The sequence below is a fragment of the Oryzibacter oryziterrae genome (genome assembly GCF_021864535.1).
Taxonomy (GTDB): domain Bacteria; phylum Pseudomonadota; class Alphaproteobacteria; order Rhizobiales; family Pleomorphomonadaceae; genus Pleomorphomonas; species Pleomorphomonas oryziterrae.
This window is the reverse complement of the sequence record NZ_JAKJIC010000002.1, coordinates 111,437-125,415: the sequence shown is the minus strand read 5'-3', so window position 1 is coordinate 125,415 and position 13,979 is coordinate 111,437. Positions and strand designations below refer to the sequence as shown.

Here is a 13,979-nt window from a genome sequence, read left to right as displayed (position 1 = left end):
GTCTCCGGCGGCTCTCGATCAGCCTTTAGCCCACCTTGTTCCCAACGACGGTCCGCTTGCATCAGCGGTCCGCCCGCCGGGGACAAGGCCCCATTGTTGACCGGCAATCCCGTGGAGACGGCCGGGTTCCATTCATCACCCCTCGTCGACAGCTGCCCGATGCACGGGCAGAACGAGTGTGAAGGTTGCGCCTTGGCCGCTTCCTCCGGAATCGGCCATCAAATCACCGCCGTGGTTCTGGGCAATGGCGCGCGAGATCGCGAGACCGAGACCCATTCCACTTTTCTTCGTTGTACTGAAAGTCTTGAACAGCGACCGGCTGACTTCTTCGGAGAAGCCCGGCCCGCTGTCGGTCACGCTGACGACCGCGCTGCGATCGTCCGAGCCGATGGACACCTTGACCCAGCGCTCCTCGCTTTCCTTGGCAACCTCGAGCGCGTTGCGCAGAAGATTCAAAACGATTTGCTGGATCTGCGTGGCGTCGGCATCGACCCAGATGGGGTTGGGACCGTAGACACGGCGGATGGTCACCGTTGCGCTCTGGGCGACGAACTCGCTGAGATCCAGCGCCTCGTTCACCACTTCACGCAGATCGATGGTCGCCCGTTCCGGATCGCGCTTTTCCACCATCTGGCGCATGCGCTGGACGATATGGCTGGCGCGTTCGGCCTCTGTAACGGCCTTGTCGAGCACGCCGAGAACCTTTTCGGAGGGCACCTGCCCCTCGGCATGTGAATTCTTGATCTGCCGCGTCACCGCCTGCAGATAGAGCAGGAGCGCGGTAAGCGGCTGGTTGAGTTCGTGCGCCATGGCGGCGCCCATCTCGTCCATGGCGGACAGGCGCGTCATGTGGACCACCTGAGCCTGCAGCTGCGACACGCGCACTTCCACGGCGCGGCGCGGGCGCAGGTCGCGCAGCACGCCAATATATTGCCGGCCTTCCGGCGTCACCGCTTCGCCGACCGACAGCTCCAGCGGAAACACCGTTCCGTCCTTGTGCATGCCGGAGACTTCACGGCCGATGCCGATGATCCGCTTCTCGCCGGTACGGTGATAGTTGCGGACATACCGATCGTGATCGGTCGAGAATTCCGGCGGCATGATCAGGTTGACCGGCTTGCCCACAGCCTCTTCCGAGCTGTAGCCGAACATGGTCTCGCAGATCTTGTTGAAGACCAGCATACGACCACGCTCGTCCATGACGATGATCCCGTCGGCTGCCGTATCCAGCAGGCTCTCGAAGCGGGCTTCATTCACCGTAGTATTCCGGTCGTCAACCTTGACCATTACCGACCCCGTATTTGACGGACACCTTTGCCACACCTTGTTCTGGCTTCTTGCGAAGACCGCTCAGTCAATCCGTCATCGACCTTTTCGTGCAACTCCGGATGAACCATGCACCAACTCGTGAAAGTCGTATCTGCGCCAAATCAAATTTCACCGGCGAAAACGAAAAAATCCTTGGGCCTTATGATCCACTATTTTTCGCCCTTGCCTAGCCCTCGGCCCCGTCCATATTTCGATTTTGCAATAAACGCAGTTCATTGGTGCTGGCAAGTCACTGCATCATTCTGGCGGAAAAGGGCTTTCCGCGTGAATGCAATATCTTCCATCGGGCGCCGGAAGACGGTCAGCGACGGTTGCGTCCGAGCCAGTTGACCAGGCGATCGAGCCCGTCGGCGAGGATGTCCGGATCGCCGGCAAAGCAAAGCCGCATGAACTCGTCGCCGCCCTCGCCAAAGGCGGTCCCCGGCGCAATGCCAACACCGGCTTCGTCAACGAGGCGCAGGCAGAGGTCGCGGGTATTCGTTTCACCTTCGATCGCGAAGAACATGTAGAAGGCGCCGTCGGGAACCGCGAGGCGGACGCGGCCGGTGTCGCGCAGCCGCGCGAGCGCCAGATCGCGGTTGTGACGGGCGCGGTTGACCTGGAACTCGATGAACGCCTCGCCATGCTCCAGCGCCTCGATGGCGCCACGCTGCATGAAGGTGGCGGTGCCCGAACTCGAATACTGGATGAGGTTCTGGACGGTTTCGTTGAGTGCCGGCGGCACCTCGATCCAGCCGATTCGCCAGCCGGTCATCGCCCAGTTCTTCGAGAAGGTGTTGACGAAGATCACCTTGTCGTCGGCGGCCATCAGTTCGTGGAAGGACGACGCCACGGGCTGCCCGTCCAGGAAGCAGAAACGGCCGTAGACTTCGTCGGCGACGATCCACAGGCCGTGCCGGCGCGCGAGATCGAGCAGGCTCTGCAGCCTTTGCCGACTTGCCACCCAGCCGAGCGGGTTCGACGGACTGTTGATGAAGATCGCCCGGGTCCGCGGGCCGATGGCCGCGGTGAGCGCGGCCATGTCGATATCCCAGCCTGCCGCGTCAAAGCGCATCGGCACCTGCCGGATGGCGGCGCCGTTCACGCCGGCGGCAGCCGACGAGTTGGGCCAGGCGGGCGAGGGCACGATCACTTCGTCACCACTGCCGGCGACGCAGGCTACCGCCAGCGTGATCGCGTGCATGCCCGACCCGGTGATCAGGAAGCGATCCGGGCTGAAGGGCGCACCGGCAAGACCGCCGTAGACGCGGTCATGATAGGTCGCCAGGGCCTGCCGCAGCTCGGGCAGACCGGCTTGATGGGTATAGAAAGTCTCGCCGTCGGCCAGCGATCGTGCGGCAGCAGCGCGAATGTTGTCGGGCGTGGGAAGATTGCCCTCCCCCACCCAGAGCTTGATGGTCCCCGGACGCGCCAGCCCCCGCTTGTGGACTTCGACGATGCCGCTCGCCGGCGCATTGCGCGCCTCGGCCCGCACGTTCGCCAGCATTTCTTCGGAAAAAGCCATCTTCACCTTGCCCTGACAACACCGGGTTTTCCTGCGGCGGCGCAACTCGAAAGGGGCGCAGGCGCGCTAGCGGTCCGACGGCGACATCTCGATTTCAAATGTCAGGCCCTGTCCACTAGGTGATTGTTCTTAGCAGGGCGAATCCGCTCAAGCCAACTCGTCATTTTCGATCTTTGGGTGTAGCCGCCAGGAGCTGGCGACTACACGCGGCGGCTCAGGACGTCAGCTCTTCTTGAGGAGATCGCGGATCTCGGTGAGCAGCAGGATGTCGGCGGCCGGTGCCGGCGGCGCCGCAGGTGCCTCGGCTTCCTTCTTCTTCATGCGATTGATGCCCTTCACCGCAAGGAAGAGCACGAAGGCGATGATCAGGAAGTTGATGGCCAGCGTGATGAAGTTGCCGTAGGCCAGCGTTGCGCCGGCCTTGCGGGCGGCGGCGAGGTCGTTGATCACCGGCGTGCCGGACAGCTGGACATAAAGATTGGAGAAGTCGATGCCGCCGGTGATGACGCCGATGATGGGCATCAGCAGATCCGCAACGATCGAGTTGACGAGGCCACCGAAGGCACCGCCGATGATCACACCGATCGCGAGATCGACCATGTTGCCCTTGAGGGCGAATTCCCGGAATTCCTTGAGCATGCCATCCTCCAGCCTGTCCCGCAGCGCTTTTGGCAAGCGCCCGGGATCAATTGTCCAGCCGGCTGATTATGCTTAAGAATTCGCAAAAGCGCCAGTGGCTGCAACCCTGTTTGCAGCACTTGCGCCCCACTTTGATCAGATGGGCTTGTTCTCCTGCCTCTTCAGATCCTCCACCATATTGAAGAAATGGTGGAACATGCGGTCCGAGAGATCGAGGAACTCGTCCAGCTTCTGCTGGTCCGACGAGCCCAGCATGGGGCTGCTGTCGGCGAGCTTGCGTTCGAGTTCGCTCACCCGGGCCGCGAGGCGCGCATTCTCGGCCTCCACCTCGGAGAGACGGTCCTCGTAAGCCTTGCGGTCATCGGCCACCAGCTTGCAGGCCCATTGGCCCGCGGTCTGCTCGCAGAGCGACACGGTGCCATCGCGGCGATCGATGCGGAGTTGAGGCCCGTCGGCAGGGGCAAAGGCAAACGTGTCGGCAACGCCATCCTTCGGCCCAGCCGGCGCTTGGTCGGTCGCCATGGCGCTGGTCAGAGCCGGCGCTGAAAGCAAACAGGTGATGGCAAGGATCGTAAGCTTGGTCTGCATGCCGCATCCTCCAGGCTGGTCGGAGTTCAAGCTCAAGATGGCGCTTCAGACCTTTTCGAAGCGTCCGTCCCCCAAGCTCCGACATGGTGACACACCATGGTGCTCGCTTGCGTCACAAAGATGGCGACCGCCGCTCAGCGGGGCGCCTTTCCTTCCTTTTCCTTGAGAAGGCCGCTCACCACCGCCGTCGTGCGGCGAAGCTCCGTCAGGGCCTGCTCGATGTCCTTCTTCTGTCGTTCGAGGATGGAGATCTGCTCGTTGAAGCGGCCCAGCGCCACGCGCAATTGTGACACCTGGCCGTCGCGCAGATCGTAGAGATCGAGCATGTCCTTGATCTCCGTGAGCGAAAAGCCCACTCGCTTGCCCATCAGGACCAGTTTCAGGCGCGCCCTGTCGCGGCGGGAGTAGAGGCGGTTGAGCCCGTCGCGCTTGGGATTGAGCAGGCCGCGATCCTCATAGAAGCGCAAGGTTCGCAGTGTCACGTCGAACTCGCGCGACAGATCGCCGATCGAGAACATCGACCCCTTGGGATAAAGCCCATCGTCGACATCGAGCTCATCTGCAATCGGCGCACCGATGGCGCTGTCGGCTTCGGGGTCCACGGCGTTGGTCATGTTCGGGCCTCTTGGGTCACGCAATTCAAGGCGCAGAGACAACAGCGTTGCCGCGCGGCCGGATCGATCGATATCGGCAATTGTACGATACCTTGGGCATGAGCTGACGTTTAGGTCAAGTTGCGATTTGGTCGGCAGGTTATGGCTGAAAGACCTCTTTTGGCTCCAAATCGACGCGCTGGCGTAAGGTATTTTTCACAGCGCTTAAAAATACCTTGCGTTCGTTAACTGATGTTAACCGCCTGTTTACCGTGATTTCCGAAAGTCGAGCCAGTTTGAAAGAATGGAGGACGTGCGTTCCCTTGGGTGCGCGTCCGACCGATCCGGCCGATTGGGGAGATGGACGATGGCGTCGCGGGCAATGTCTCGTACTGACGGCGGAACCTATGGCAGTACGCAGCGGGACGCAGATTACACCGCCGCCCGCGCTGGCCAGACGGTTGACGACTGGCTGAGCGCCACGGGTCCGTCCCACCGCGGAGCGCCGCCTCGGCGTTCGGAAGACGAATCGGTCTCAAAGATCCTGTCCTCGCTCGATCGCTTGGGCGAGCGCATTCGCATGCTGACGCCGGCAGCGGGCGAAGCGCCGGCACCGCGTGCCTCCGCGTCCGACGAGTTGCAGCGGGCCATCGAGCAGATCTCGCGCAAGCGGGATGCGCTGGAGCGCGGCTCTGTCGACCGGGCCACACCGTCCAGCCGTTTCCGCGAGGATGTCGCCGATCTCGGAGCCCGTGTTCAGGCCCTGAGCCGTCCCGAGAGCCCCTCTTTCCGCGAAGAGGCCCCGCGCCGTCGCTATGCCGAGCCCGCGCCGTCGCAGGCGACCGACTATGGCAGTCAGCCGCTGCAGGGGCTGCAGCGCGACGTCGGCGAACTCAAGGCCATGCTGAGCGATCTGGCCGCCCGCAACTCGCCGCGACTCCTCGAAGCCGGCTTTGCCTCGCTGGTGGATCGCCTCGACAGCATCCGCCCGCTGGTGGACAACCAACGCTCCTTCGGGGACCTCGTGCAACAGCTTGCGGACATCCGCCGGCTGTTCGACACCATTCCCACCGATGCCCATGTCAACGCCATCGCGGCCCGGCTGGAAGACCTGTCCGAACTCGTGCACCGCGGCGGTGACGGTCGCGCCATGCTGGAGCTCAACCGGCGCATCGGCGATCTCGCCGGAGCGGTCGCCACGCTCGATCAGCGGGAGACCATCTCTGCCATCTCCTCGCATCTTGCCGACGTCAGCCGCCAGATCCAGTCCCTGGAGCAGCGCTTTGCCGGTCTCGATTCCCTCGACCGCTGGGGCGAAGTCGCCAGTCGCCAGACGGCCCTGATGGGCCAGATTGCCCAGCGCGCAGAACAACTGCCGCGCTTTGCCCACGAGCTCGAGCGCCAGTCCACCGCCGTCGAGCAATTGGCCCGCGTCACCGACGGTCTGCCCCGCCTTGCCCGCGACATGGATGCCGTCCAGCATGCCCTCGGCCAGGACCGTGACCGCACGCTGGCCGGCTTCGACAAGCTGATCGCCCGCATGGACGAACTCGGCGCGCGCATCGAAACCGCTGACGGGCCTCGGCTCGACGGTCTCGAGGACAAGCTTGCCGAAATCCTCTCCCGCCTCGACCGTATCGATACCCCGCTTGATCAGGCATCCCTCAAGCAGCTGGAAACCCATCTCGGGCGGCTGGCCCAGTCGGTGGACAGCAGCCTGACCGCGTCCGTTCCGCCACAGGCGGAAGACCTGATGGGGGCGCTTGCGCGGATTGAAAGCCACCTGTCGTCCAGCGCTTCGGGCAATCGCTTCACCGAACTCGAGCACCGGGTAGAGAGCCTGACCCGGTCCTTGTCGGAAATCGACTTTGCCACCACCAAGGACCTTGCCGCCGTCGATCGCGCGATCGACGCGCTGCGCGGCGAGGTGACGACGCTGTCGACCCAGACGGTCGATCGCGTCGAGCAGGAGCTGCGCCTCATCACCGATCGCATCGGCGAAATGCGCCTGCCGCAGTTCGATGCCCATGCCATCATCCGCATCGAACAGCGCCTGTCGGATGTGGTCGCCAAGCTGGAATCGCGGCCGGCGGAAGTCTTCGCCCTGGCCAATGCGCTCGAAAAGCTCGAAGCAACCATGGCGGTGTCGCTGGCCGGCAACGCTCAGGCGGGCGCCTCTTACGCGGCATCCGGGAGCGACCGCGAGGCGGTTGCGCTTCTGGCGGCTGTCGAGGGCAACATTTCCCGCCTCAGCGAGGATCTGCGCGGCGATGCCAAGCGCGACCGCGAACTGCTGCTGACCATTTGCGAAGCCGTCGAGCGTCTTGCGACCCGCGAGTTGGCCGCACGGCGCAACACGATGTTCGACGAGCCGGTCGAGCCGGCTGCCGCCCCGGTGGCCGAGCCCGAGGATCGCGACAACGGCACCTGGCAGGAAATCGAGAAGGCACTGACCGGCAAGCTGCAGCGCCCGGCCGCAGCCCCAGCCGCCGATGATGAGGACATGCCGCGCATCTTTGGCCGCAAGGCCAAGGCCCCGAAGCCGCGCCAGGAGCCGCCCCTCGCGGCGACGCCCGACGAGGATGCCGCCCCCGGTCCCTTCGACGTCAATCTGCCGCTCGAACCCGGTTCGGGCAAACCCAGGGTCGCCCGTCCGACCGGGGAGAAGCCGGCGCGCGCGCCGCAAGCCGATGCCAAGGACGCCGCCGCGACGCCGTCCAAGGCGGACTTCATTGCCGCTGCGCGGCGGGCGGCTCTCGCTGCCGGCACGGCCGAGCCTGGTCAGGCGCCCCATGTCGCCATGGCGCAGCCTGCCGAAGGCGGCAAGTCTTCGCGTCTCCTCGATGTCCTGAAGGCGCATGGCCGCAAGATCGGCATCGGTGCGGTAGCCCTTCTGGTGCTCGCCGGCGGGACGCGACTGGCCGTGCAGTTCCTCGAGCACCGCAGCGATACCCAATCCGTCGCGCAGGAGACCTCGGTTCCCGCCGAACCGGCCCCGGTGGAACCGGCGTCAGCCGACGCTTCCGCGCAGAATGCCTCAGGCGACACGTCGGTTGCCGCAGCGCCCCCGAGCGACACGCCGGCACCGGTTGCCGCTGCTCCGGAAGCCAAAGATGCCTCGGCTGCGGCCTCGTCGGATCTCTCCGGCATGCCCTCGGTGACCGCGTCGACCGGGTTCGGCGCCAAGGCCACCGACCTGCCGGCCAACAGCTTTGCCCCGGTAGCATCGCCGTCCGGCGCTGAGACGTCACCGTCGACGACGGCTCTCGTGCCGCCGCAGACCATGACGGCGCCTCCGGTTACCGAAGCTGCGCCCCCCGTGGCCACCGCGATGGCTCCGGTCAAGGCCGACCTGCCGCCGTCCGCCGTGGGCCCGATGGCCCTGCGTCAGGCTGCTGCCGACGGCAATCCGCGGGCGCAGATGGAAGTTGCCTCGCGCTATGCCGACGGCAAGGGCGTGCCCGCCGATCTCAAGACCGCTGCCACCTGGTACCATCACGCGGCCGACGGCGGACTGGCCGTTGCGCAATATCGCCTCGGCAGCCTGTTCGAAAAGGGCGAAGGCGTGGTGCGCGATCCCAAGCAGGCCGCGGTCTGGTATGGCAAGGCCGCTGCGCAGGGCAATGCCAAGGCCATGCACAATCTCGCCGTGCTCAACGCCGAGGGCGGTCTTGGTGCGCCTGATTATCAGATGGCCGCCAAGTGGTTCCAGCAGGCCGCCGATCTCGGCGTGCGCGACAGCCAGTTCAACCTCGGCATTCTCTATGCCCGCGGCCTCGGCCTGCCGCGCGACCTCACCTCGTCCTACAAGTGGTTCGCCATCGCGGCCAACGGCGGCGATGCTGACGCGGCCAAGAAGCGCGACGACGTCGCCCTCGCCCTGTCCAAGGACGATCTGGCGCGGGCGCGTCTCGCGGTGGAAACCTGGACCGCCAAGCCGGTTGATCCCGCCGCCAACGACGACGGCCCGCTCGATCCGGCCTGGACCGCCGCCCCCGGCAGCACCGCCTCGATCGACCAGACGCGGCTGATCGCCAAGATCCAGAATGTCCTGACGGCACACGGCTTCGACGTGGGGCCGGCCGACGGCAAGATGGGCAAGAAGACCAAGGACGCCATCGCCGCCTTCCAGAAGTCCAAGGGCCTGCCGGCGACCGGCGAGATCGACGCGGCCCTGATCACCGCGATCACCGCGCAGCCGATCTGACCCTCGCATCCACGCTTTACGTCTCCAATCCCCGCGCCCGCCAGCGCGGGGATTGTCGTTTCAGGCAGGGTCTGCGGCAACACACCCCAAATTTTTAGTTGGCAGGCGCCTTACCTTTTCGATTTTGACAAAGTTTTTATGCATAGGATCGGTCAACGATCTTGCAAGCGGATTGCCTCCTTGGAACTCTACCTGCCCATCGCGGAACTGCCGATGAATGTCTTCATCCTGATCGGGATGGGGGCGGCGATCGGCTTTCTGTCGGGCATGTTCGGCGTGGGCGGCGGCTTCCTGCTTACGCCGCTCCTGATCTTCTCCGGCATTTCGCCGGCCGTTGCGGTGGCCTCGGTCTCCTCGCAGATCGTTGCCAACTCGGCCTCGGGCATGCTGGCCTACATCCGCAAGAAGACCGTCGACTTCAAGCTCGGCAGCTTCTTGCTGGTCTCCGGTATCGCCGGCTCCGGCCTCGGCGTGCTCGTCTATTCGCTGCTGCTCAAGGTCGGCCAGCTCGATCTCGTCATTGCGCTCTGCTACGTGGGCTTCCTCGGCACGATCGGCGCGCTGATGCTGGTGGAATCCACCCGCGCGCTCATCGCCCAGAAGCGCGGCACGCAGCTGCCGGTCAAGCGCCCCGGCCAGCATGGCTGGATGCAGAAGCTGCCGCTGCGGGTGCGCTTCGAACGCTCGCGCCTCTATATCTCCGTCTTCCCGGTGATCGGGCTCGGGGTGATGATCGGCTTCCTCGGCGCCCTCCTCGGCATCGGCGGCGGCTTCATCATGGTGCCGGCGCTCATCTATCTCCTCCGCGTGCCCACCACCATCGTCATCGGCACCACGCTGATGCAGACCTTGGGCACCATGGCCTTCACCACCCTCATGCAGGCCAGCGCCAACCAGACGGTGGATGTGATCCTCGGCCTCTGCCTGATGGTGGGTGGCGTGGTGGGCGCCCAGTTCGGCGCCCGCGTCGGCCAGAGCCTGCGCGGTGAGACGCTGCGCCTGCTGCTCGGCCTTCTGGTGCTGGCGGTCGGCGTGCGCTTTGCCGTGGATCTGATCGTCACGCCCACGGAGATCTATTCGCTGTCCGGCACCGGAGGGGCGTCATGACCGCGCTCCGGTTGCTCGCCCTCGTCGTCCTCACGCTGTTGCCCGGCATTGCCCGTGCGGAGAACCTGGTGACCGCGCTGTCCAGCGACCGCGTCGCCATCACCTCCAACTTCACCGGCAGCCAGGTGACCATCTTCGGCACCGTGGAGCGCGACGCGCAGACCATTTCGCGCAATGGTGACTATCACCTGGTGGTTACGCTATCCGGCCCGCCGCGCACCATCGTGGCCCGCCGCAAAGACCGCACGGCCGGCATCTGGCTGAACCGGGAATCGGAAAAGCTGCGGTCCGTCCCCTCGTTCCTGTCGATTTCCACCACGGCCCCCATGCCCGACGTGGCGAGCGTGGGTGTCCGCGCCCGGCTCGGCCTCGGCTTCGACATGCTGCCGATCAACGATCCGCCCGGCCCGCTGCCGCCGATCCGCACCGACTTCGACGGCGCCTTCATCCGCCTGATGCAGCAGCAGAAGCTGTTTGCCCTGAAGGAAGGCGGCGTCGAGTTCCTGAGCCCGCAGCTCTTCCGTTCGCAGGTCGACCTGCCGGCCAATGTGCCGGTCGGCTGGTATACGGCGACGGTCTACCTTTTCTCGGGCGGCGTGCTGCTGTCGAGGACGTCGGAGGACTTCAACATCCGCAAGACCGGCTTCGAACAGTTCGTTACCGATGCCGCCCATCAGCAGCCCGTCGCCTATGGCTTCGCCACCGTGCTGATCGCCTGCCTCACCGGCTGGCTGGCCGGCGTGCTGTTCCGGCGGGATTGACGCTCAATCGCTCAGAAGGTCGCCCGCCCGCACCGGGAACAGCCGGCCGTCGCTCATCATCCAGGCAATCAGCCGCGATTTCTCGAACAGGCCCGCATAGGCCTTGTCGCGCACATTGAGGCCGCCGGTATAGGCGCCGAAGGCGGGCAGGATGCAGCGGGCGCCGTCGGTCACGAAGGCGCGGCGCCGTACCGAGCGCACGCGCCCTACCTTGGCAGCCGGATGCAGATGGCCCGCCACCTCGCCGCGCTGGCGCCCGGCGCGTGGCTCATGGCGGAAGCAAAGCGGGTCGATTGCCAGTTCCTTGAGGCAGGTGCCGCCCACCGTCGAGGGCGGCAGCGGGTCATGGTTGCCTTCGAGCCAGATCCACTCCACCGACGCTACCAGCGCCGCCAGGCGATCAAGATCGATGGGGGCAAGCCGGCTCTCCGCCCGCTCGTCATGGAAACTGTCGCCCAGTGCAATGACGCGACGCGGCGCGAGGCGCTTGACCACGCCTTCCAGCGCCGCAATGGTCGCCCGGGTATCATAGGGCGGCACGAAGGCGCCGCGCGCCGCGCGGGCCGAGCCCTTTTCGAAATGCAGGTCGGCGACCACCAGCAGGTCCTCGTCGGGCCAATGCAGCACGCCCGCCGCGTCGAAGCGCACGGCGGCACCGTTGAGATTGACGAGGCCGTCCCGCGTCAGCACGCCCGAGGTCTCCTCCCGTTCCGAAGCAACCGCCGCCAGTCCCGTCATCGCATTGCCGCCGCCAACCCCGTGTCCATCACCGCGGCGAGAATGTCCTCCTCGGCCGCGCCGGAAATCCGCTCGCGCCCGAGCTCCAGCATGATGGGCACGGCCAGCGGCGAGATCCGGTCCAGTCGCTTATGCACGATATGGCCGGTGATTCGGGAGAGCATGTCGCTGAGCCGGTGCAGATCGAGAAGCCCAGACGAGGCGTCCGCCCAGGTGGCGCGCAGCAGGATGTGGTCGGGCTCGTGCTCGCGCAGCACGTCATAGATGAGATCGGTGGAGACAGTCAGCTGCCGCCCGGTCTTCTCGGCACCGATGGCATTCTTCTCAACAAGACCCGAGATCATGGCGCAGGCCTTGAAGGTGCGCTTGAGCAGATAGCTCTCCGCCATCCAGGCTTCGAGATCATCGCCGAGCATGTCGGGATCGAGGAGTTTCGAGAGCGGCAGGCGCCCGGTCGCAAAGGCCGCGCCCACGTCATGGAGGCACCAGATGCCGAGCGCATAATCGGTCGCCACAAAGCCGAGCGGCCCGACGCCGAAGCGCTCCAGCCGGCGGGTCAGCAGCATGCCGAGCGTCTGATGGGCGAGCCGTCCCTCGAAGGGATAGAGCACGAGATAGTGCCGGTCGCCCTCGGGAAAGGTCTCGGCCAGGAGTTCGTTCTCCCGCGGCAGGCGCGAGAACTGCCGCTGCAGCTCCAGCCACTCGCGCACCGGACCGGGCAGGCTTCGCCATTCCTCGGGGTTGGAGATCATCCGGCGCACGCCGGCCGCCAGGAAGGTGGAGAGCGGGAACTTGCCGCCGGCATAGACGGGAATGCGCGGGTCCTGCGCCTTGGCGCGGGAGACGATCACCTCGGTCTCGCGGATGCCCTCGAAGCGCAGCACCTCGCCGGCCAGCATGAAGGTGTCGCCGACGGCCATCTGCTCGCAGAAATACTCTTCCACCTCGCCCAGCACGCGTCCGCCCATCACCGGGCCGCTGCCGCGCGCCCTGCCGCCGAGCCGGACCTTCAGCATCGGGCTTTCGATGATGGTACCGACGTTGAGGCGATAGCCTTGCGCAAAGCGCGGATGGGTGAGCCGCCAGGTGCCGTCCGCCGTCAGCTTGATCTTGGCATAACGCTCGTAGGTCCGGAGGGCGTAGCCGCCGGTGGCGACGAGATCGACCACCTTGTCGAAGCTGTCGCGGTCGAGATGGCGATAGCCATAGGCGGAGGTCACCTCGGCATAGAGGTCGTCGGCGCGAAAGGGACCGGCCACCGCCCGTCCGAGGATATGCTGGGCGAGCACGTCCAGCGTGCCCGCGCGGATCGGCGGGGTGTCCTGCGCGCCAAGATAATTGGCGTCGAGCGCCGCCTTGCATTCCAGCACTTCGAAACGATTGGCCGGCACCAATATGGCGCGCGAGGGCTCGTCCATGCGGTGATTGGCGCGGCCGATGCGCTGGGCGAGCCGGCTCGCCCCCTTGGGGGCGCCGATGTGCACCACGAGATCCACATCGCCCCAGTCGATGCCGAGGTCGAGCGTCGAGGTGGCGACGACGGCCCTGAGTCGCCCGTCAGCCATGGCCGCCTCCACCTTGCGGCGCTGGCCGACGTCGAGCGAACCGTGATGCAGGGCGAGCGGCAGATTGTCGTCGTTCATCTGCCAGAGTTCGGAGAAGACCAGTTCCGCCTGGCTGCGGGTGTTGACGAAGATCAGCGTCATGCGATGGGCGGCGATCACGTCGAGGAGATCGGCATAGGCATAGCGCGCCGAATGGCCGGCCCAGGGGATGGCGTCGCCGGCCTCGAGAATGCGGATCTCCGGCTTGGCGCCGCCGGTGACGGTCACCACCTCGGACAGAACGAGGTCTGTGCCCTGCTGCGGCATCAGCCAGGCGCGCAGTTCGTCCGGCTCGGCAACGGTGGCCGACAGACCGACGGTGCGGAGGCCGGGCGCCAGCGTCCTGAGGCGGCAGAGGCCCAGCGCCAGGAGATCGCCGCGCTTGGAGGTGACCAGCGCATGCAACTCGTCGAAGATCACCGTGCGCAGGTCTTCAAAGAAGACCGAAGCGTCGTTGCCGGCGATCAGCAGTGCCAGCTGTTCGGGCGTCGTCAGGAGGATGTCGGGCGGAATGAGCTTCTGCCGCTGGCGGCGCGAGGCGGAGGTGTCGCCGGTGCGCGTCTCGATGGTGATGTTGAGCCCCATCTCGGCGATCGGCCGTTCGAGATTGCGCTCGATGTCGACGGCGAGCGCCTTCAGCGGCGAAATGTAGAGCGTGTGCACGCCGCGCCGCCGCGTGCCCGGCTTCCATCTGGGGCGCTGGCTCAGCTCCACGAGGCTGGGCAGGAAGCCGGCCAGCGTCTTGCCGGCGCCGGTAGGGGCGATCAGCAGCGCCGAATGGCCGGCACGCCCGTGTTCCAGCAAAGTCGCCTGATGCGGCCGCAGGCTCCAGCCGCGCCCGGCGAACCAGTCGAGAAATTTTTGCGGCAGAGGTCGCTCCACGGTGTCCATGGGGCGGGAGTAGAGCCT

At 65.7% G+C, this 13,979-nt stretch carries 10 protein-coding genes; 3 read left to right on the top strand and 7 right to left on the bottom strand.

Annotated features, from left to right (window positions below):
• Nucleotides 1-135 precede the first annotated feature (135 nt).
• The 5 genes from L2I41_RS02985 to L2I41_RS02965 form a co-directional block, all read right to left on the bottom strand.
• Nucleotides 136-1,287, bottom strand: a complete 1,152-nt coding sequence (locus L2I41_RS02985) for a two-component system sensor histidine kinase NtrB (protein WP_237152025.1) — start codon at nucleotides 1,285-1,287, stop codon at nucleotides 136-138.
• 343 nt (nucleotides 1,288-1,630) lie between these two features.
• On the bottom strand, nucleotides 1,631-2,833 hold the full coding sequence (locus tag L2I41_RS02980; protein ID WP_237152024.1) for a pyridoxal phosphate-dependent aminotransferase: 1,203 nt from the start codon (nucleotides 2,831-2,833) through the stop codon (nucleotides 1,631-1,633).
• A gap of 222 nt (nucleotides 2,834-3,055) precedes the next feature.
• Nucleotides 3,056-3,472, bottom strand: a complete 417-nt coding sequence (gene mscL, locus L2I41_RS02975) for a large conductance mechanosensitive channel protein MscL (protein ID WP_237152023.1) — start codon at nucleotides 3,470-3,472, stop codon at nucleotides 3,056-3,058.
• Nucleotides 3,473-3,607: 135 nt separating this feature from the next.
• Entirely contained in the window at nucleotides 3,608-4,060 is a 453-nt protein-coding gene (locus tag L2I41_RS02970) for a hypothetical protein (RefSeq protein WP_237152022.1), read from the bottom strand.
• Nucleotides 4,061-4,194: 134 nt separating this feature from the next.
• Nucleotides 4,195-4,578, bottom strand: coding sequence for a MerR family transcriptional regulator (locus tag L2I41_RS02965; protein WP_237152329.1), 384 nt, complete (start codon nucleotides 4,576-4,578; stop codon nucleotides 4,195-4,197).
• Nucleotides 4,579-5,035: 457 nt separating this feature from the next.
• Here L2I41_RS02965 and L2I41_RS02960 point away from each other — a divergent pair, with 457 nt between their 5' ends.
• The 3 genes from L2I41_RS02960 (at nucleotide 5,036) to L2I41_RS02950 (ending at nucleotide 10,728) form a co-directional block, all read left to right on the top strand.
• A complete protein-coding gene (locus tag L2I41_RS02960; RefSeq protein WP_237152021.1) occupies nucleotides 5,036-8,860 on the top strand; it encodes a peptidoglycan-binding protein in 3,825 nt (1,274 codons plus the stop codon).
• 180 nt (nucleotides 8,861-9,040) lie between these two features.
• A complete protein-coding gene (locus tag L2I41_RS02955) occupies nucleotides 9,041-9,967 on the top strand; it encodes a sulfite exporter TauE/SafE family protein (protein ID WP_237152020.1) in 927 nt (308 codons plus the stop codon).
• Entirely contained in the window at nucleotides 9,964-10,728 is a 765-nt protein-coding gene (locus L2I41_RS02950) for a TIGR02186 family protein (RefSeq protein ID WP_237152019.1), read from the top strand. Before L2I41_RS02955 ends, L2I41_RS02950 begins: the two co-directional genes overlap by 4 nt.
• Nucleotides 10,729-10,731: 3 nt before the next feature.
• Here the strand turns inward: L2I41_RS02950 and pdeM are convergent, their stop codons facing one another.
• Entirely contained in the window at nucleotides 10,732-11,466 is a 735-nt protein-coding gene (pdeM, locus tag L2I41_RS02945; protein ID WP_237152018.1) for a ligase-associated DNA damage response endonuclease PdeM, read from the bottom strand.
• Nucleotides 11,463-13,961 (bottom strand): ligase-associated DNA damage response DEXH box helicase, encoded by a 2,499-nt coding sequence (locus L2I41_RS02940; RefSeq protein ID WP_237152017.1) that lies wholly within the window; start codon nucleotides 13,959-13,961, stop codon nucleotides 11,463-11,465. The genes pdeM and L2I41_RS02940 overlap by 4 nt, the downstream gene beginning before the upstream one ends.
• Between the last annotated feature and the right edge of the window lie 18 nt (nucleotides 13,962-13,979).

Coding starts and splice junctions, on each gene's coding strand:
- L2I41_RS02985 (WP_237152025.1), bottom strand. CDS start 1,287: ATGGTCAAGGTTGACGACCGGAATACTACGGTGAATGAAGCCCGCTTC.
- L2I41_RS02980 (WP_237152024.1), bottom strand. CDS start 2,833: ATGGCTTTTTCCGAAGAAATGCTGGCGAACGTGCGGGCCGAGGCGCGC.
- mscL (WP_237152023.1), bottom strand. CDS start 3,472: ATGCTCAAGGAATTCCGGGAATTCGCCCTCAAGGGCAACATGGTCGAT.
- L2I41_RS02970 (WP_237152022.1), bottom strand. CDS start 4,060: ATGCAGACCAAGCTTACGATCCTTGCCATCACCTGTTTGCTTTCAGCG.
- L2I41_RS02965 (WP_237152329.1), bottom strand. CDS start 4,578: ATGTTCTCGATCGGCGATCTGTCGCGCGAGTTCGACGTGACACTGCGA.
- L2I41_RS02960 (WP_237152021.1), top strand. CDS start 5,036: ATGTCTCGTACTGACGGCGGAACCTATGGCAGTACGCAGCGGGACGCA.
- L2I41_RS02950 (WP_237152019.1), top strand. CDS start 9,964: ATGACCGCGCTCCGGTTGCTCGCCCTCGTCGTCCTCACGCTGTTGCCC.
- pdeM (WP_237152018.1), bottom strand. CDS start 11,466: ATGACGGGACTGGCGGCGGTTGCTTCGGAACGGGAGGAGACCTCGGGC.
- L2I41_RS02940 (WP_237152017.1), bottom strand. CDS start 13,961: ATGGACACCGTGGAGCGACCTCTGCCGCAAAAATTTCTCGACTGGTTC.